This window comes from Acidovorax sp. 100 (assembly GCF_003688355.1).
In the GTDB taxonomy this organism is placed as follows: domain Bacteria; phylum Pseudomonadota; class Gammaproteobacteria; order Burkholderiales; family Burkholderiaceae_C; genus Acidovorax; species Acidovorax delafieldii.
In genome coordinates this window covers 4,561,617-4,578,702 of the sequence record NZ_REFD01000001.1, presented here as the reverse complement: position 1 = coordinate 4,578,702, position 17,086 = coordinate 4,561,617, and the positions used below count along the sequence as shown (strand labels likewise).

General features: G+C 62.1%; 19 protein-coding genes. 13 read left to right on the top strand and 6 right to left on the bottom strand.

Features of this window, described 5'->3' with window-relative positions; genetic code table 11:
* The first annotated feature begins 2 nt into the window (after positions 1–2).
* From C8C96_RS20930 to C8C96_RS20915, 4 genes are all read left to right on the top strand, one after another.
* Positions 3–731: an ABC transporter ATP-binding protein gene (locus tag C8C96_RS20930; RefSeq protein WP_056061060.1), complete on the top strand. Its 729-nt coding sequence runs from the start codon at positions 3–5 to the stop codon at positions 729–731.
* A 213-nt stretch (positions 732–944) separates the two neighbouring features.
* Positions 945–1,307 carry a DMT family protein gene (locus C8C96_RS20925; RefSeq protein WP_015013099.1) on the top strand — a complete coding sequence of 121 codons (363 nt, stop codon included), beginning with the start codon at positions 945–947 and terminating at the stop codon, positions 1,305–1,307.
* Positions 1,308–1,485: 178 nt separating this feature from the next.
* Positions 1,486–2,133, top strand: a complete 648-nt coding sequence (locus tag C8C96_RS20920; RefSeq protein WP_055403060.1) for a DUF47 domain-containing protein — start codon at positions 1,486–1,488, stop codon at positions 2,131–2,133.
* Between the two features lie 19 nt (positions 2,134–2,152).
* Positions 2,153–3,163 (top strand): inorganic phosphate transporter, encoded by a 1,011-nt coding sequence (locus C8C96_RS20915; RefSeq protein WP_056061065.1) that lies wholly within the window; start codon positions 2,153–2,155, stop codon positions 3,161–3,163.
* A 117-nt stretch (positions 3,164–3,280) separates the two neighbouring features.
* Here C8C96_RS20915 and C8C96_RS20910 read toward each other — a convergent pair whose 3' ends face one another.
* Positions 3,281–3,727, bottom strand: a complete 447-nt coding sequence (locus C8C96_RS20910) for a TM2 domain-containing protein (RefSeq protein WP_056061068.1) — start codon at positions 3,725–3,727, stop codon at positions 3,281–3,283.
* Positions 3,728–3,737: 10 nt separating this feature from the next.
* The gene (locus C8C96_RS20905; protein WP_056061071.1) at positions 3,738–4,259 is read right to left on the bottom strand and encodes a GNAT family N-acetyltransferase; all 522 of its coding nucleotides are present in this window, start codon (positions 4,257–4,259) and stop codon (positions 3,738–3,740) included.
* A 145-nt stretch (positions 4,260–4,404) separates the two neighbouring features.
* Here C8C96_RS20905 and rpsP point away from each other — a divergent pair, with 145 nt between their 5' ends.
* The 6 genes from rpsP to C8C96_RS20875 all read left to right on the top strand — a co-directional run bounded on the left by rpsP (position 4,405) and on the right by C8C96_RS20875 (position 8,584).
* Entirely contained in the window at positions 4,405–4,656 is a 252-nt protein-coding gene (gene rpsP, locus C8C96_RS20900) for a 30S ribosomal protein S16 (RefSeq protein WP_015013104.1), read from the top strand.
* Positions 4,657–4,730: 74 nt separating this feature from the next.
* A complete protein-coding gene (gene rimM / locus C8C96_RS20895) occupies positions 4,731–5,303 on the top strand; it encodes a ribosome maturation factor RimM (RefSeq protein ID WP_116749217.1) in 573 nt (190 codons plus the stop codon).
* 24 nt (positions 5,304–5,327) lie between these two features.
* A complete protein-coding gene (trmD, locus tag C8C96_RS20890) occupies positions 5,328–6,086 on the top strand; it encodes a tRNA (guanosine(37)-N1)-methyltransferase TrmD (RefSeq protein ID WP_121943509.1) in 759 nt (252 codons plus the stop codon).
* A 128-nt stretch (positions 6,087–6,214) separates the two neighbouring features.
* On the top strand, positions 6,215–6,598 hold the full coding sequence (rplS, locus tag C8C96_RS20885; protein ID WP_056061081.1) for a 50S ribosomal protein L19: 384 nt from the start codon (positions 6,215–6,217) through the stop codon (positions 6,596–6,598).
* Between the two features lie 90 nt (positions 6,599–6,688).
* Positions 6,689–7,411, top strand: a complete 723-nt coding sequence (locus C8C96_RS20880; RefSeq protein WP_192418523.1) for a CoA pyrophosphatase — start codon at positions 6,689–6,691, stop codon at positions 7,409–7,411.
* Positions 7,412–7,597: 186 nt separating this feature from the next.
* Complete coding sequence (locus C8C96_RS20875) at positions 7,598–8,584, top strand: CobD/CbiB family protein (protein ID WP_056747487.1); 987 nt, start codon at positions 7,598–7,600, stop codon at positions 8,582–8,584.
* Between the two features lie 49 nt (positions 8,585–8,633).
* Here C8C96_RS20875 and rsgA read toward each other — a convergent pair whose 3' ends face one another.
* Genes rsgA through C8C96_RS20860 form a run of 3 tightly spaced genes read right to left on the bottom strand, consistent with a single transcriptional unit; the run spans position 8,634 to position 11,233 of the window.
* The gene (gene rsgA / locus C8C96_RS20870; RefSeq protein WP_056747488.1) at positions 8,634–9,578 is read right to left on the bottom strand and encodes a ribosome small subunit-dependent GTPase A; all 945 of its coding nucleotides are present in this window, start codon (positions 9,576–9,578) and stop codon (positions 8,634–8,636) included.
* 12 nt (positions 9,579–9,590) lie between these two features.
* Positions 9,591–9,929 carry a 4a-hydroxytetrahydrobiopterin dehydratase gene (locus tag C8C96_RS20865; protein ID WP_121943508.1) on the bottom strand — a complete coding sequence of 113 codons (339 nt, stop codon included), beginning with the start codon at positions 9,927–9,929 and terminating at the stop codon, positions 9,591–9,593.
* Positions 9,926–11,233 (bottom strand): M48 family metallopeptidase, encoded by a 1,308-nt coding sequence (locus tag C8C96_RS20860; protein WP_121944122.1) that lies wholly within the window; start codon positions 11,231–11,233, stop codon positions 9,926–9,928. Before C8C96_RS20860 ends, C8C96_RS20865 begins: the two co-directional genes overlap by 4 nt.
* A gap of 37 nt (positions 11,234–11,270) precedes the next feature.
* On the opposite strand from C8C96_RS20860, the gene orn reads away from it, so the two are divergent.
* The 3 genes from orn to C8C96_RS20845 all read left to right on the top strand — a co-directional run bounded on the left by orn (position 11,271) and on the right by C8C96_RS20845 (position 15,735).
* Positions 11,271–11,864 carry an oligoribonuclease gene (orn, locus tag C8C96_RS20855; RefSeq protein ID WP_056062110.1) on the top strand — a complete coding sequence of 198 codons (594 nt, stop codon included), beginning with the start codon at positions 11,271–11,273 and terminating at the stop codon, positions 11,862–11,864.
* A gap of 387 nt (positions 11,865–12,251) precedes the next feature.
* Positions 12,252–14,129: a DEAD/DEAH box helicase gene (locus tag C8C96_RS20850; protein WP_121943507.1), complete on the top strand. Its 1,878-nt coding sequence runs from the start codon at positions 12,252–12,254 to the stop codon at positions 14,127–14,129.
* A gap of 136 nt (positions 14,130–14,265) precedes the next feature.
* On the top strand, positions 14,266–15,735 hold the full coding sequence (locus tag C8C96_RS20845; RefSeq protein WP_199737506.1) for a GGDEF domain-containing protein: 1,470 nt from the start codon (positions 14,266–14,268) through the stop codon (positions 15,733–15,735).
* Between the two features lie 15 nt (positions 15,736–15,750).
* Here C8C96_RS20845 and C8C96_RS20840 read toward each other — a convergent pair whose 3' ends face one another.
* Complete coding sequence (locus C8C96_RS20840; RefSeq protein WP_116749223.1) at positions 15,751–16,983, bottom strand: multidrug effflux MFS transporter; 1,233 nt, start codon at positions 16,981–16,983, stop codon at positions 15,751–15,753.
* Positions 16,984–17,086: the final 103 nt, after the last annotated feature.

Sequence of the window (17,086 nt, the reverse complement as noted above, 5' to 3'; positions counted from 1 at the left end):
GAATGGCCGAAAAATCCAACAAGGTACTGCTGCAGGTCAAGGGCCTGAAGGTCGCCTACGGCGGTATCCAGGCCGTGAAGGGCGTGGACTTCGAAGTGCGTGAAGGCGAGCTGGTCTCGCTGATCGGCTCCAACGGTGCGGGCAAGACCACCACCATGAAGGCCATCACTGGCACCCTGGCCATGAACGACGGCGACATCGAGTACCTGGGCGAAAGCATCAAGGGCAAGGGCGCCTGGGACCTAGTGAAGAAGGGCCTGGTGATGGTGCCGGAAGGCCGTGGCGTGTTTGCGCGCATGACCATCACCGAAAACCTGCAAATGGGCGCCTACACGCGCTCCGACAAGGCCGGCATCCTGGCTGACATCGAGAAGATGTTCACCATTTTCCCGCGCCTGCGCGAGCGCAAGGACCAGCTGGCCGGCACCATGTCGGGCGGTGAGCAGCAGATGCTGGCGATGGGCCGAGCGCTGATGAGCCAGCCCAAGGTGCTGCTGCTGGACGAGCCCTCGATGGGCCTGTCCCCCATCATGGTGGACAAGATCTTTGAGGTGGTGCGCGACGTGTACGCGCTGGGCGTGACCATCGTGCTGGTCGAGCAGAACGCCAGCCGCGCGCTGGCGATTGCCGACCGCGGCTACGTGATGGAGTCTGGCCTGATCACCATGTCGGGCCCTGGCCAGCAGTTGCTCAACGACCCCAAGGTGCGCGCTGCCTACCTGGGCGAATAAGCGACCGCAAGCCTGCGCGCCGCTGGTGTGGTGCGGCGGCTGTCCAGCAAGGCACTCCCTCGGGAGTGCCTTTTTTTGTGTCTGTTGGTGGGGGTGGTGTTGCAGTAATTTGCTATTAAAAATATAGCTGACAAGGTATGTAACACCAGCGCAATCGATCGGTTTTGTTCATAATCGGCCGCTTCGTTCACTTCCCCAGCCTGCCGCTCCACCATGAACGCGCTCCAATCCCTGCCTATTTCTTTGCAAACGGTATTGCTGCTCACTGCCAGCAATATCTTCATGACCTTTGCGTGGTACGGCCACCTGAAGAACCTGGCGTCTTCGCCGTGGTATGTCGCGGCCCTCGTCAGCTGGGGTATCGCGCTGTTTGAATACCTGTTGCAGGTGCCGGCCAACCGCATTGGCTTCACCCAGTTCAACGTGGGGCAGCTCAAGATCATGCAAGAGGTCATCACGCTGGGCGTGTTTGTGCCCTTCGCCGTGTTCTACATGGGGCAACCCCTGAAGTGGGACTACCTCTGGGCGGGGTTGTGCCTGGTGGGGGCGGTGTATTTCATCTTTCGGGGCGCCTGAAGACACAAAGCCTGAACGGCCAGCGTGTCGCCGCCCTCGGCACCGTGCGCATGACTGCATGAGGCAGTGGCATCAGTCCCTGCAGGGCGCACGGTTAAACTCGCCGGGTCACGAAAGCGTCATGGTTTTGTCATGGCGCGGCCTTTTCTCACCATTCGTTCCCGATCCAGGAGTCTCCATGCTGTTTGCCAAGCTGTTGCCACGCGAAGGCAATTTTTTCGAAATGTTCAACCAGCATGCGGACCGCATCGTCGAGGCGGCCCGGGCCTTCTCGCAACTGGTGGCCAACTACAGCGACCCGCACCTGCGCGACAAGTACAACCAGGACGTGGACAACGCCGAGCGTGCCGCCGACCGTGTGACGCACGAGGTGAACAAGGCCATCCACAAGACCTTCATCACCCCCATCGACCGTGAGCAGATCCACACGCTGATCAACACCATGGACGATGTGGCCGACCTGATCCAGGACTCGGCTGAAACCATGGCGCTGTACGACGTGCGGCACATGACGGAAGAAATCACCCGCCTCACGGACCTGAGCCTCAAGTGCTGCGAGCGCCTGCGCGATGCCGTCAAGCTGCTCGACAAGATCGCCGACCCGGCCGTTGCCGAGGCCGCGCTCAAGACCTGCGAGGAGATCGACAAGCTCGAATCCGACGCCGACCGCGTGATGCGCAGCGCCATGAGCAAGCTGTTCCGCGAGGAGCCCGATGTCCGCGAGGTGATCAAGCTCAAGGCCATCTACGAACTGCTGGAGACGATCACCGACAAGTGCGAGGACGTGGCCAACTGCATCGAGGGCATCGTCCTCGAGAACTCCTGATCCGCGCAGGCTGACCAGTATGGAAACCGTACAGACGGCCCTCTGGGTTGTGGTTCTGCTTGTGGCCCTGGCAATCCTGTTCGACTTCATGAACGGGTTCCATGACGCGGCCAATTCGATCGCCACGGTGGTCTCCACCGGCGTGCTCAAGCCCGCGCAGGCGGTGCTGTTTGCCGCCTTCTTCAACTTTGTGGCGATCTTTGTCTTTCACCTGAGCGTGGCAGCGACGGTGGGCAAGGGCATCGTGCAGCCCGGCATTGTGGACACGCATGTGGTGTTTGGCGCCCTGGTGGGCGCGATCACCTGGAACGTGATCACCTGGTACTACGGCATCCCCAGCAGCTCCTCGCACGCCCTCATCGGCGGCATTGTGGGCGCTGTGATTGCCAAGGCTGGTGCGGGTGCGCTGATCTCGGCGGGCATCCTCAAAACCGTGGCGTTCATCTTTGTCTCGCCGCTGCTGGGTTTTGCGCTGGGCTCGCTCATGATGGTGGCCGTGGCCTGGATCTTCAGGCGCACGCGCCCGAGCAAGGTGGACAAGTGGTTCCGCCGGTTGCAGCTGGTATCTGCCGGCGCCTACAGCTTGGGGCACGGCGGCAATGATGCGCAAAAGACCATCGGCATCATCTGGCTGCTGCTGATTGCCACGGGGTATGCGTCGGCGTCTGATGCCTCGCCCCCCACCTGGGCCATCATCAGCTGCTACGTGGCCATTGGCCTGGGCACCATGTTTGGCGGATGGCGCATTGTGAAGACCATGGGCCAGAAGATCACCAAGCTCAAGCCTGTGGGCGGCTTCTGTGCCGAAACGGGCGGGGCGCTGACCTTGTTTCTGGCCACCACACTGGGCATTCCGGTGTCCACCACGCACACCATCACGGGCGCCATCGTCGGTGTGGGCTCCACGCAGCGCGCCAGCGCCGTGCGCTGGGGCGTGGCCGGCAACATCATCTGGGCGTGGATTCTGACCATCCCAGCAAGCGCCTTTGTGGCCGCCGTCGCCTACTGGATCAGCCTGCAGCTGTTCTGACGGCGGAGCTGTTGTGGGTGCTATTAAATATATAGCATTCAAGGCAATCAGTACTAGCGCATACGCCCCATTGAGTGTGAATTCGATGGGGCGTTTGCATTGGCGCCTGCCAGCGGATCATTGCGAGATCTTGCGCGCTTCCTCGATCTGGTACTCAAAGTACCGCTGGAAACTGAACGCCAGGCTGGCCATCAGTACCGTGGTCCCGATCAGCAGGGACACCACGATGGCGCCCACGGTGATCCATTGCGTCCTGCCCGGCGCGGCGTCCGGTGCGGCGCTGGGGTTGTAGCGCGCATTCCATGCCTCGGGTGTCATCAGCGCGTACAGGATGGCGCGCAGCGCACAGGCGGCAATCGTGAAGCCCAGCAGCGGTATCAGCACCCAGCTGTAGTGGTCGTCCTGGCCGAGTTGTTGCACCCGCTGAATGCCATAGATGCCCAGCGCCGTGGGGATGGGCAACAACCAGCCGAGCATGTCGGACAGGCCATGAAGGTAAAAGCGGTGCAGGCCCAAGGGTCCGCCGACAAAGGCGAGCCAGGCGGCTACGGTTTTGTTTTTCATGGGTGCCGCGCTATTCGGGAGAAGTGGTGTCGCCCGCGCCCAGGGTCTTTTCCATGAGCACGATGTCGCGCCAGGCGCCGAACTTCCAGCCCACCGAGCGCATGATGCCCACATCGGTGAAGCCCAGGGCCCGGTGCACGCCGATCGAGCCTGCGTTGGCAGAGTCTCCAATCACCGCCAGCAGCTTGCGCACGCCAGCCGCTTCGGCCTGTACCGCCAGCTCGGCCAGCAGCTTGCGGCCCAGGCCCATGCCGCGGGCCTGATCGGCCACGTAGATCGAGTCTTCGGCCGAGAAGCGGTAGGCCGGGCGGGGCTTGAACCAGTTGGCATAGGCAAAGCCCAGCACTTGACCGTCTTTCTCAGCAACCAGCCAGGGCAGGCCACGCGCCAGCACGTCAGCGCGGCGGCTCGCCATGTCGGCTTCGGAGGGAGGATCTATCTCGAAGGTGCCCGTGCCGTGGAGCACATGGTGTTGGTAAATGGCCGTGATGGCAGGAATATCGCTGTCAGTGCTGGGGCGGATAGAGGGCATTTTGGGGAAATGGATATAATCGCAGGCTTTGCAGCGTGTCGCTGGCCGGGTGGCCATGTCGCGTGTCTCAAGCGTTGCGAATATGGTTGCGAACACTGTGGCTTACGGCAAATGTTGCCGGAGTTCACCACCCGAAGGATAAATCATGGTCGTCATTCGACTCTCCCGCGGCGGCTCCAAGGGCCGTCCTTTCTTCAACATCGTCGTTGCTGACAAGCGCGTGCGCCGTGATGGCCGCTTCATCGAGCGCATCGGCTTCTACAACCCCACCGCCAAGGAATCTGAAGAAGGCCTGCGCATCGTGCAAGACCGTCTGGCTTACTGGGTGGGCGTTGGCGCCCAGTCCTCCCCCACGGTGGACCGCCTGATCAAGCAAGCCGCCAAGAAGGCTGCTTAAAGCTCCCTGAAAAGGGCGGGTTCCGTCGGCTGGTCTGGCGGAACCCGCCCTTTTCTCATTCTGGACTCACTGCCATGGCCACCACACCGTTGACCCTCGAACCCGCAGAACTGCCTGCCGACGCCGTTGAAGTGGGGCGCATCGCAGATGCCTGGGGCATCAAGGGCTGGTTCAAGGTGCTGTCGCACAGCAGCAATCCCGAGGCGCTTTTTTCGTCCAAACGCTGGTATTTGCAGCCCTCCGAGCGTGGTGCCAAGACCTTCAGCGGCACCGTGCTGCTGCCCATCCGCCAGGCCAAGGATCATTCGGACTCCGTGGTGGCCTGGGCGCAGGGCATTGATGACCGCAATGGTGCTGAGGCGTTGCGCGGTGCGCGGATTTTTGTGCCGCGATCCAGTTTTCCATCCACCTCCGAAGACGAGTACTACTGGGTCGATCTGATCGGTCTGTCGGTCTTCAACCGTGAAGGTGTGGCGCTGGGCGAGGTGCGCGAGTTGATGTCCACCGGTCCCCAGACCGTGCTGGTGCTGGCCTATGAGCAGGACGGCAAGGCACAGGAGCGCATGATTCCGTTTGTCTCGGCCTTCGTGGACAAGGTGGATCTGGCCGAAAAACGCATCACTGTGGACTGGCAGCCCGACTACTGACCGCGCCGTCACGACCCGCGCCCTATGCGCTTTGACATCATCACCCTCTTTCCCGAGCTGTTCGTGCCCTTCCTGGCGAGCGGTGTGACCCGGCGCGCCTATGCCAGCGGCCAGGTCGATGTGCGCCTGTGGAACCCGCGCGACTACGCCGACGGCAACTACCGCCGGGTGGATGACCGCCCGTTTGGCGGTGGCCCGGGCATGGTGATGATGGCTGAGCCCCTGGCGCGGTGCCTTGCGGCCATCCGGGCAGAGCGTGGTGAGCCCGAGGGCGGCGAGGCGCCGCTGGTTCTTTTTTCTCCCATTGGCGAGTCGCTGAACCACGCCGCCGTGGAGCGCTGGTCTGCCAGCGAGGGGGCCGTGTTGCTGTGTGGACGCTATGAAGGCATAGACCAGCGGTTCATTGACACCCATGTGAATGTTCAGATGAGCCTGGGCGACTTCGTGCTCTCGGGCGGCGAGATTGCCGCCATGGCGCTGCTGGACGCCGTGGCGCGCCTGCAGCCCGGGGTGCTCAACGATGAGGGCAGCCACCAGCTCGACAGCTTCAATCCCGCGCTCGATGGCCTGCTGGACTGCCCGCATTACACGCGGCCCGAAGAGTGGGCAGGGCAGCAGGTGCCAGCGGCCCTCATGTCGGGTCACCATGCGCAGATCGAGCGCTGGCGGCGTGATCAGCGCCTGGCCACCACGGCCCGCCACCGGCCTGATCTCATCGATGCCGCGCGCAAAGCGGGGCGTTTGGCACCCGCCGATGAAGCCGTATTGGCCAAGCTCGGCTGAATTGCTATAATCAAAGGCTTTTCGATCCTCTGGCCGGCCGTTTTGACTGGGAGTTCTCCCGCAAAACACTGAGACGTCAATCCCGACGCAGCCATTTTTGGCGCGGACAAGATCACTAGGAAAATCACATGAACCTGATCCAGACCCTGGAAGCGGAAGAAATTGCCCGCTTGAACAAGACCATCCCCGAATTCGCCCCTGGTGACACCGTCATCGTGAGCGTGAACGTGGTGGAAGGTACCCGCAAGCGTGTGCAGGCTTACGAAGGCGTGGTGATTGCCAAGCGCAATCGCGGCCTGAACAGCGGCTTCACCGTGCGCAAGATCTCCAGCGGCGAAGGCGTGGAGCGTACGTTCCAGACCTACAGCCCGCTGATCGCCAGCATCGAAGTCAAGCGCCGCGGTGATGTGCGCCGTGCCAAGCTGTACTACCTGCGTGACCGCAGCGGCAAGTCGGCACGTATCAAGGAAAAGCTGCCTTCGCGCGTCAAGGCTGCTGCTACCGCCGCTTAATTCAAGCAAGGCGAGGGCCTGTCCTGACAAGCCGCTACAGCATCTGCCTGTAGCGGCTTTTTGTTTTTTGGTCCGTGGAACCTGCTTTTTGTGAACCCTTCTTCTCCTCCTGCTGTCTCATCGGTCATTGCGCCTCTGTCGAGCCTGCCCGACTTTGACCCTCGCACGGTGCCGGTGGTCGGGGTGGATGCGCACCTGCCCGCCGTGCCCCTGGCTGTGCAGACGCCCGATGCGCTGCGTGCGCGTTTTGCACAGCCACCCCAGTGGGAGCCGGAGGTAGTGCTGGAAAAGAAGTTCATGAACCGCGAGCCAGCCCATGCGTCCGTGTTGCTGGCGATCGTGTTGCGCGAGCAACCCATGGTGCTGCTGACGGAGCGCACCGCACATCTGTCCACCCATTCCGGGCAGGTGGCCTTTCCGGGTGGGCGGGCTGATCCGGAAGACGCCAGTGCTGCTGAAACCGCCTTGCGCGAAGCGCAGGAGGAGGTGGGCCTGGACCGTGAATTTGTCGAGGTACTGGGGACCTTGCCCACCTACGTGACCGGCTCGTCATTCATCATCACCCCGGTGGTCGCCCTGGTACAGCCGGACTGTGTGCTTCGGCCCAACCCGTATGAGGTGGCCGACCTGTTTGAGGTACCGCTGGCCTTTTTGCTCGACCCAGCTCACCATCGCCGCCATGTGTTTGACCGTGATGGCGTGCACCGCGAATGGTTCTCCATGCCCTACCAGCAAGGCGACAAGACCCATTTCATCTGGGGCGCCACGGCTGGCATGCTGCGCAATTTCTATCGGTTCATGATGGCTGAATGAAACACCTCTGAGGCGCTTCGCGCGGACGCACCCGGTACGGCAGCGCGACCCTCACATGGGGCTCTGGCTTCGGCCATGTGGGCTTTGAGGGCTGCGGGTGGGGTTCCCGCTTCATTGGAGGATGTGTCGCTGAGGTTCGGCGGAATCACGTGCTCCCGTGGCTTGGCGCCAGTATCATTGCCCCCCATGAGTTTCTTTGCCATCCTGTTCGCTCTGCTGATCGAGCAGGCACGCCCTCTGGCTCGCAGCAATCCCATCCACGCGGGGCTGCGTGCATGGGCCTTGTCCGTGAGCCGCAATTTCGACGCGGGCAAATCGCACCACGGGTGGGTGGCGTGGAGCCTCGCGGTACTCGTTCCTGCACTGGTCACACTGGGCATCCACTGGCTGCTGCTGTGGGGTCTCGGCTGGCCGTTTGCGGTGCTCTGGAGCGTGGCGGTGCTATATGTCACGCTGGGTTTTCGGCAGTTCAGCCACCACTTCACCGGCATCCGCGATGCGCTGGAAGAGGGGGACGAAGACGCGGCGCGCGAGCGCCTCGCGCACTGGCAACAGGTGGATGTGGGCGCGCTGCCGCGCAGCGAGATCGTGCGCCATGTGATCGAGTATTCGGTGCTGGCTGCGCACCGGCATGTATTTGGCGTGTTGGCGTGGTTCTCGGTGCTGGCTGCGCTGGGTCTGGGGCCGACGGGGGCGGTGCTGTATCGCCTGGCTGAATTTGTCTCTCGCTACTGGCATTACAAGCAGCGCACCGGCGCATTGCCCGCCAGCGAGTCCTTGCAGCAGGCGTCTGCCCAGGCCTGGACTGCCATCGACTGGTTGCCTGCGCGCCTCACGGCACTGAGCTTTGCGGTGGTCGGCAGTTTTGAAGAAGCGATTGAAGGCTGGCGTTTTCATGCGCAGCGGTTTCCCAATGACAACGATGGTGTGGTGCTCGCTGCGACGGCTGGGGCCATCAATGTGCGCCTGGGCGGTGAGGCGTTGAAGGCGCGCACTGAGCTGCATGCGCCACAGGGTCTGGAGATTGATGCCGACATGGGCGACAGCGACTCCACCCCCGGCCGCGAGCCTGAAGTAGGCCACCTTCGTAGCGTGGTGGGCCTGGTGTGGCGCTCGGTGGTGGTCTGGATGCTGCTGCTGGCGCTGCTGACGCTGGCCCGGTTGCTCGGCTAGCCCGTTCACCTGTCGCGCCATCTCGCGTGGCGCCGCTGGCATACGCCGGTCAATACCGGGTGTGGCTCAGCTCTTCAAATAAATCGCTATATATTTTGTAGCGAGAAGGGCTTATTCCTCCGGCGCCTTGGCCCTTTTTGACTGCATCCAGCACACCGCACCCCGGCTCATGCAGGTGGGTGCAGTTGTAGAACTTGCAGGCCGTTGCATGCTCGGCGATGTCGGGCATACAGGCCGCCAGCTGCATGGGGGCGATATGGTGCAGCCCGAATTCCTGGAACCCTGGCGAGTCGATCAGTGCCGTGGTGCGCGCCGCATCCATCCAGTACCAGTGGGTGCTGGTGGTGGTGTGTTTGCCTGAATTCAGGGCCTGCGAGATTTCTCCGGTGAGCACCGAGGCGCCCGGCACCAGCAGGTTGATCAGCGTGCTCTTGCCGGACCCCGACGGGCCCAGCACCAGCGTGGTCTTGCCCTGCAAGTGTTCCATGAGCAGGGCGCGGTCCACATCGCTGGACAGTGCCAGAGATAGCGGCAGCACGCCATAGTGTTTGCCTGCGCCCATGTGCCGGTACGGCAGCAGTCGCTCCCATGCGCGGGCGAAGGGTTCGACCAGATCACTCTTGTTGAGTGCAATGATGGGTTTGATGCCCTCCGCCTCTGCAGCAATCAGTGCCCGTGATAGCTGGCTTTCGGAGAATACCGGTTCCGCCGCAATCAGGATGAGTACCTGATCGAGGTTGGCGGCGAAAGATTTGGTGCGAATCTCGTCCTGTCGGTAGAACAGGTTGCGCCGTTCCTTGACCTTTTCGATGGTGCCTTCTTCGCCTTGCCCGGGCGGCGGTGCCTGCCATAGCACATGGTCGCCAACGACGGCCTGGCTTTTTTTACCGCGGGGGTGGCAGATGCGGCGCTCCCCATCCGGGGTCTCGACCATGCAGTGGCGCCCATGGCTGGCCACCACGGTACCTTCCATGAGGGCGCTGCGTTCAGCCATGGTGGGCCTGCCTCACAGTGCGACCAGTGCGTCGAACTGGGTGGCGCACTCGAAGTCGGTGCTGGAGATGCCATGCACGTCGTGCGTGTTCAGTCGCACCACGCAGCGGTTGTAGTGCACAGACAGATCGGGGTGGTGGTCTTGCGCATTGGCGATGAAAGCCAATGCGTTCACGAACGAGATCGTCTCGTAGTAATTGGCAAAGTGGTAGGTTTTCTCGATGGCGACGTTGGCGCCGTCGCCGCTGAGGCTCCAGCCCTCCAGTTTGGCCAGATTTGCTACTATTTCTGTAGCTTTCAGGGCGCGGCGGGTCAGCGTGGACCAGTCTTTTTTCTTCAACATGGTAGTCATGGGTGAGCAGGGGTTTGCATGCGCGCCAGCCGTTCTGTGGCGGGTGGATGCGAGTAGTAAAACTTCACGTAGACCGGGTCTGGAGTGAGCGTGGAGGCGTTGTCTTCGTACAGCTTGAGCAAGGCCGACGACAGGTCTGCGCCGCTGGCCTGGGCCGCGGCATACGCGTCTGCCTGGAACTCATGGCGACGCGATTGTTGCGAAAACAGCGGCGAGATGAAGAAGGTAAATACCGGAACGACCAGCATGAAAAGCAGCAGTGCCAGCGCATCATTGGGTGCGGCGGCCATGGCCGGGTCCAGCGAGATGTTGGGCCGCACACCCAGACCGGTGTAGAACCAGACCTGTGTGGAAAGCCAGCCCAGCAGCGCAAAGCCCGCCAGGCTGAGCGCTAACATCATCACGATGCGCTGGATGATGTGGCGGTGCTTGAAGTGGCCCAGCTCATGGGCCAGCACAGCTTCGACCTCGCCAGGTGCCAGCTGGCGCAGCAGGGTGTCGTAGAACACCACGCGCTTGGCGGCACCAAAGCCTGTGAAATAGGCATTGGCGTGGGCGCTGCGGCGGCTGCCGTCCATCACGAACAGGCCTTTGGCGGAGAAGCCGCAACGCTGCATCAGCGCAGTCACGCGGGCTTTGAGCGATTCATCTTCAAGTGGCTGGAATTTGTTGAACAACGGTGCGATGAAGGTGGGGTAAATCACCATCAGCAGCAGGTTGAAACCCATCCAGAAGCACCAGGCCCACAGCCACCACAGCGGGCCTGCAGCGCCCATCAGCCAGAGGATCAGCGCGGCAATGGGCAGCCCGATGATGGCGCCCACCAGCAGGCCCTTGAGGGCGTCCGCCAGCCACAGGCGCCAGGTCATCTTGTTGAACCCAAACCGTTCTTCCACAACAAACGTCTGGTACAGCGACAGGGGCAGGTCGATCAGGCCGCTGATGGCAGCAAAGGCGACCAGGAATGCCATCTGTTGCCACATGCCGCCGCCCAGCACGCCAAGCAGCGCCTGGTTCAGTGCGTCCAGGCCGCCCAGCAAGGTCCAGCCCAGCAGCACGGCCGCGCCCAACGCCATCTCCAGCATGCCCAGCCGGGCCTTGGTGATGGTGTAGTCGGCCGCCTTCTGGTGCGCCGCCAGGGCGATGCGCTCGGCAAACGGTACCGGGACCGCAGCGCGATGGCGTGCAACATGCCGGACTTGGCGCGTCGCCAGCCAGAACTTGAGGGCCAAGCCCAGTAGCAGCGCGGCTGCAAAGGCCAAGGTGAGCAGCAAAGAGGGGGAAATGTCGTCAGAGGTGGGCATGTGCGGCGAGTTTAGGCCATCGGCGACAATGCGCGCCATGTCAGAAGCCAACAACCCCACCCCTGCCACGCTTGCCAAATCCGACCAGAACCTGGTCTGGCTGGACTGTGAAATGACCGGCTTGGAGCCCGACACCGACCGCCTGCTGGAGATCGCCGTGGTCGTGACCGGTCCGAGCCTGGAGCCCCGCGTCGAAGGCCCCGTATTTGCCATTCACCAGCCGGATGAATTGCTGAACAAGATGGATGCCTGGAACAAAGGCACGCATGGCCGCAGCGGCCTGATCGACAAAGTGAAGGCGTCCACGGTGACGGAGGAGGAAGCGGAACAGAAGATCCTTGCTTTCCTGGCCCAGTACGTGCCCAAGGGCACTGCGCCCATGTGCGGCAACAGCATCGGTCAGGACCGGCGTTTTCTGGTGCGTTACATGCCCAAGCTCGAGCGGTTCTTTCACTACCGCAATGTGGATGTGAGCACGCTCAAGGAGCTGGCCAAGCGCTGGAAGCCCGAGGCATACACCAGCTTCAAGAAAGCGCAAAAACACACGGCCTTGGCCGATGTCCACGAGTCCATCGACGAGCTGGCGCATTACCGTCAGCACCTGTTGGCCGTGGATGTGAAAACGTCTTGAGCCACTGCTTCCCATCCCTTTGTGAGGGGCGGGGGAGCCCTGTTGAGATCCGCGCCTTTGGCGCGCGTGTTTTACGGCGGCGCGGGACTGGATTCCTGGCAGTGAAGGCATTGCTACTGGCGAAAAGCGAAGGGGGTATTGCGGGCAAACCCTTAATCGTGCAATAATCGATGGCTGCGTAGGAATCCCTCGCAGATTGTGCATCTCCCCTCACACACCGGGCTTGCCAGCCGACTGTCACCAGACAGTGCAGGACTGGCGAATAACGCCCACCCGCTCCGGCCTTCTCTGAGCCAGCGCAGGTTTCGTTTGATGGTTGATGTTTTTTAACCATTTGACGAAGCCAATCGTGGGCTGCGCCCGCGACCGTCTTCGTGAGAGAAAATCATGACCGACACCTCTTTGGTGCAGGGCGAATTCGCGCCTGCAGACACTTCCTTTGCTGCCGACATTTCCGTGCAGTCTTCTCCCCTGGACGCCGTGGTATCGGCCGTCGAAGCCGATGCGGCTGTGACCGCTGAGCCCAACGGCTTCATCGAGCTGGGCCTGGCCCCTGAACTCGTGCAAGCCGTGGCTGATCTGGGTTACACCCAGCCCACCAGCGTGCAGCTCAAGGCGATCCCTCTGGCGATGGGCGGTGGCAACGACTCCACCAAGTTCATCGACCTCATGGTCTCCAGCCAGACGGGCAGCGGCAAGACCGCCGCCTTCCTCCTGCCTGTGCTGCACACACTGATCAACCAGCAAGCTGCTGCCGAAGCCGAAGAGCGCGCCGCTTTTGAACGCGCCGTGGCCGAAGCCGCTGCCCGTGGCGAACCTGCTCCCAAGCGCGCCAAACGCAAGGACCCTACCAGTTCGCGCAACTTCAAGGCTGCCACCCCTGGTGCCCTGATCCTGTGCCCGACCCGTGAACTGGCGCAGCAAGTCGCGCACGATGCCATCGACCTGGTCAAGCATTGCCGTGGCCTGCGTGTGGCCAACGTGGTGGGTGGCATGCCTTACCAGTTGCAGATCGCCAAACTGCAAAACGCTGATCTCGTGGTGGCGACCCCTGGCCGCCTGCTGGACCTGCAGCGCTCGATGCAAATCAAGCTCGACAAGGTGCAGTTCCTGGTCGTTGACGAAGCGGACCGTATGCTCGACCTGGGCTTCTCGGATGACCTGGCTGAACTGAACCAGCTGACCGCGCAGCGCAAGCAGACCATGATGTTCAGCGCCACATTTGCGCCCCGCATCCAGCAACTGGCCATGCGCGTGATGCACGACGGTGGTTCGTCTGTGCAGAAGGTGACCATCGATTCTCCGCAAGAAAAGCACGCCAACATCAAGCAAGTTCTGTACTGGGCCGACAATGCCCAGCACAAGCGCAAGATGTTGGACCACTGGCTGCGTGACACCACGATCAACCAAGCCATTGTCTTTGCCAGCACCCAGGTGGAGTGCGACGGTTTGGCCAACGACCTGCAGCAAGAAGGCTTCTCGGCCGTCGCGTTGCATGGCGCCCTGAGCCAGGGCCTGCGCAACCGCCGTTTGATGGCGCTGCGCGCTGGTCAGGTGCAGATTCTGGTGGCTACTGACGTGGCCGCACGGGGCATCGACGTGCCTACCATCACCCACGTGTTCAACTTCGGCCTGCCCATGAAGGCTGAGGATTACACCCACCGCATCGGTCGTACCGGCCGTGCGGGCCGCGATGGCCTGGCCATCACGTTTGCCGAGTTCCGCGATCGCCGCAAGATCTACGACATTGAGTCGTACAGCCGCCAGCAGTTCAAGGCCGAAGTGATTCCGGGCATGGAGCCTTCGCAGCGCGCTCCGCAGGCACCTCGCGGTGGCGATTTTGGTGGTGGCCGTGGCGCCCCGGGCCGTTCGTATGACAACCGTGATAACCAGTCGCGCGGTCGCTTCGGTGGTCCCGCACGTGGTGGCAATGATCGTGGTGGATTCGGTGGTGGCTTTGGCGGCGGCTTTGCTGGTCGTGACAACCGTGGCGCCCCTGCCCGTGGTGAAGGCGGCGGTTTCGCTGGCCGTGATGACCGTGGCGGCGACCGTGGTTTTGCGCCGCGTCGTGACGGTGACGGTTATGGCCGCAAGCCTGGTTTTGGTGATACAGGCCGTGGTGGCTTTGCTCCTCGTGGCGATGCGGGTGCACCGCGCGGCGATTTCGCTCCTCGCAAGCCTGCATTTGCCAAGCCTGCCGGTGGTGGTGGCAAGCCCTTTGTGGCCCACGACGCCCGCAAGCGTCCTGCACGCCCCGCGCGCTGATTGTTGTGTGGCGCTAGCGCCGCCCTTTGTACAAAGGCCAGTACCGTAAGGTGCTGGCCTTTTTTCATTGGGGAGGCCATTTCAGCAGCGGATGCCAACGGCGCCTCGTCAATAATGGCCGCCGGAGGAATCTGCTGTGTTGTCTTCTTTATCTTCGGGTGCGGACTTTGAGCACATGTTCGGGCTGGCGCCAGTGTCGCTCTGGTTGGAGGATTACAGTGCGCTCAAGCAGCTTTTTGAGCAGTGGCGCGCCGAAGGCGTGACCGACATCCGCCAGTTCCTGGCAGAGGACCCGGCCCGCCTGCGGGCCTGCAGTGCAGCCCTCAAGGTGCTCAAGGTGAATCAGCGCACGCTGGATCTGTTTGCCGCCGAGAGCCAGCAGGTACTGGAAGCCAATCTGGATAAGGTCTTCAGGGACGACATGCACGACGCGGTGTCGCATGAGCTGTCACAGTTGTGGGACGGGCAGCTGGAGTTTTCTAACCAGACAGTCAACTATGCGCTCGACGGACGTCGGCTGGATGTGCAGATCCGTGCGCGCATCCTGCCCGGTTACGAGGACAACTGGAGCCGTGTGCTGGTGTCTCTGGAGGATGTTACGGCCACCGTGCGTGCAGGTGCCGAGCTGCGCCGCAGCGAACGGTACGCACGCGATTTGTTCGAGCACTCACCCGTGTCCTTGTGGGTCGAGGACTTCAGTGCGGTCAAGAGCCTGCTCGATGGTGTGCGTGCGCAGGGTATTGATGATTTCAAGACATTCATCCAGGTGCATCCCGAGTTCGTGACACGCTGCATGCACGAAATCCGGGTGATCGATGTGAACCAGCAGACCCTGCGCATGTTCGGCGCAGAGAGCAAAGAAATGCTGCTGAACAACATTGGCCGGGTGTTTCGCGGTGAGATGCACGAGTCCTTTGCGGAGCAATTGCTGGACCTGTGGGAGGGCAAGACCTTTCAGCAGCGCGAAGTGGTTAACTACGCACTGTCCGGGGATGCCGTGCATATCCATATGCAGTTCTCGGTGCTGGCCGATCACATGAGCGATTGGGGCCTGGTGCTCCTGTCGCTGGTGGATATCACGGCACGCAAGAAGGCCGAGGCTTATCTGGAGTACCTGGGCAAGCACGATGTGCTCACGCAATTGCGCAACCGAGCCTTTTATGCAGAGGAGCTCAACCGCCTGACCCGCAAGGGCCCTTGGCCGCTGTCCATCATCGCCATCGACCTGAATGGTCTCAAGGTGGTGAACGATGAGCAAGGCCATGCGGCGGGGGACTCCATGCTGCGCCGCGTTGGCGAGGTCTTGGCCAAGGCCGTGGATGCTCCGGCCTGCGCAGCCCGTATTGGTGGTGACGAGTTCACGGTGTTGTTGCCGGGCACGGATGAGCGCGGAGCCATGGCTTTGCAGGAACGCATTTTGTCGATGCTCGAACTCAACAACCAGTTCTACCCTGGCCAGCATCTCAGTCTGGCGATGGGGATTGCCTGCTGCCAGTCTGGAGATGCGGTAGAAGCGGCGATTCACCGCGCAGACCAGGCGATGTATGCGGAGAAGAACCGCTATTACCAGCAAAAGAGCGTGGACCGGCGGCAGCCCAGTCCTTGATCAGTCGGGTATTGATCAGAGGTGGACCGGCGTACGTCCGATCTCGGGCCAGCGATGGTGCAGACAGATCCAGGACAGCATGCCAATGCACAACATCAGGAGTGATGACAGCGCCAGCAAAACGGTAGAGTGCATCACCAGCGGAGCGATGACGCCTGCCACCAGGCCATTGGCCGAAGAGCCGACAAATGCCTGCATGGATGAGGCCATGCCTCGGCGCTCCGGGTAGAGGTCCAGCACCAGCAGCGTCACCACCGGCACCATCAGTGCCCAGCCAAAAGAGAAGACCGCAATGGGCGCCAGAGCCCACCAGGCGTGGGGTGTGAACAGCAGATTGGCGACCAGGTTCAACACAGCCACCGAAAACATGATGACAAATCCGTGGCGGATCTGGCGCTTGGGCGGGATACGCCCTGCCAGCCGTCCACTGAGCCACGCACCGCCCATGATCCCCGAGATGGTCAGGACAAAAAACCAGAAAAACTGCGTAGGCGCCAGCGACAGGTGATCGCCAAGAAATGCTGGGGCCGAGAGAACGTACAGGAACATGCCATTGAAGGGTACGCCACTGGCCAGCGCCAGCAGCACAAAGCGCGCACTGGTGCCCAACTGCACATAGCCGCGCATTAGATGGCGCACATGAAAGGGCTGGCGCTGCTCCACATGCAAGGTCTCTGGCAGCAGCCTGAAGTTGGCGGTCCACAGGGCCACTCCCACGAAGGTCAGGAACCAGAAAATGCTGTGCCACCCGGTGTGGACAAACAGCCAGCCTCCGATGATGGGAGCAATCGCTGGAGCCACTCCAAAGTAGATGGTCACCTGGCTCATAACCTTCTGTGCTTGTGCTGGAGGGAACATGTCGCGGATCACCGCGCGGGAGACCACGATCCCTGCTCCCGTGGACAGGCCTTGCAGTGCCCGGAAAAAAACCAGTTGCCCGATCGTTTGCGACAGCGCACACCCTGCGGAAGCGAGCGTGAACACGGCGATGCCCCACAAGATCACGGGCCTGCGCCCAAAGCTGTCTGCCAGCGCGCCGTGGAACAGGCTCATGAACGCAAAGCCGAACAGGTAGGCGGACAGCGTCTGCTGCATTTCCACCGGTGTGGCTCCCAGCGCTGCAGCGATGCCTGAGAACGAGGGGATGTAGGTGTCGATGGAGAAAGGCCCGAGCATGCCCAGCACAGCCAGCAGGATCGCGAGCGCCCAGCGGGGTGCTTTCCAGAGCAGATGGGCTTGTGGGTTCATGGGTGGTGACAGATGGGGGTTGCGGGCACGCGAAGGACATCGCACCGCCGTGGCATCGCGGGATGACGCGGTAGTGCGGATGGATTATGCGGGACGCATGCGG

Coding starts and splice junctions, on each gene's coding strand:
- C8C96_RS20930 (WP_056061060.1), top strand. CDS start 3: ATGGCCGAAAAATCCAACAAGGTACTGCTGCAGGTCAAGGGCCTGAAG.
- C8C96_RS20925 (WP_015013099.1), top strand. CDS start 945: ATGAACGCGCTCCAATCCCTGCCTATTTCTTTGCAAACGGTATTGCTG.
- C8C96_RS20920 (WP_055403060.1), top strand. CDS start 1,486: ATGCTGTTTGCCAAGCTGTTGCCACGCGAAGGCAATTTTTTCGAAATG.
- C8C96_RS20915 (WP_056061065.1), top strand. CDS start 2,153: ATGGAAACCGTACAGACGGCCCTCTGGGTTGTGGTTCTGCTTGTGGCC.
- C8C96_RS20910 (WP_056061068.1), bottom strand. CDS start 3,727: ATGAAAAACAAAACCGTAGCCGCCTGGCTCGCCTTTGTCGGCGGACCC.
- C8C96_RS20905 (WP_056061071.1), bottom strand. CDS start 4,259: ATGCCCTCTATCCGCCCCAGCACTGACAGCGATATTCCTGCCATCACG.
- rpsP (WP_015013104.1), top strand. CDS start 4,405: ATGGTCGTCATTCGACTCTCCCGCGGCGGCTCCAAGGGCCGTCCTTTC.
- rimM (WP_116749217.1), top strand. CDS start 4,731: ATGGCCACCACACCGTTGACCCTCGAACCCGCAGAACTGCCTGCCGAC.
- trmD (WP_121943509.1), top strand. CDS start 5,328: ATGCGCTTTGACATCATCACCCTCTTTCCCGAGCTGTTCGTGCCCTTC.
- rplS (WP_056061081.1), top strand. CDS start 6,215: ATGAACCTGATCCAGACCCTGGAAGCGGAAGAAATTGCCCGCTTGAAC.
- C8C96_RS20875 (WP_056747487.1), top strand. CDS start 7,598: ATGAGTTTCTTTGCCATCCTGTTCGCTCTGCTGATCGAGCAGGCACGC.
- rsgA (WP_056747488.1), bottom strand. CDS start 9,578: ATGGCTGAACGCAGCGCCCTCATGGAAGGTACCGTGGTGGCCAGCCAT.
- C8C96_RS20865 (WP_121943508.1), bottom strand. CDS start 9,929: ATGACTACCATGTTGAAGAAAAAAGACTGGTCCACGCTGACCCGCCGC.
- C8C96_RS20860 (WP_121944122.1), bottom strand. CDS start 11,233: ATGCCCACCTCTGACGACATTTCCCCCTCTTTGCTGCTCACCTTGGCC.
- orn (WP_056062110.1), top strand. CDS start 11,271: ATGTCAGAAGCCAACAACCCCACCCCTGCCACGCTTGCCAAATCCGAC.
- C8C96_RS20850 (WP_121943507.1), top strand. CDS start 12,252: ATGACCGACACCTCTTTGGTGCAGGGCGAATTCGCGCCTGCAGACACT.
- C8C96_RS20840 (WP_116749223.1), bottom strand. CDS start 16,983: ATGAACCCACAAGCCCATCTGCTCTGGAAAGCACCCCGCTGGGCGCTC.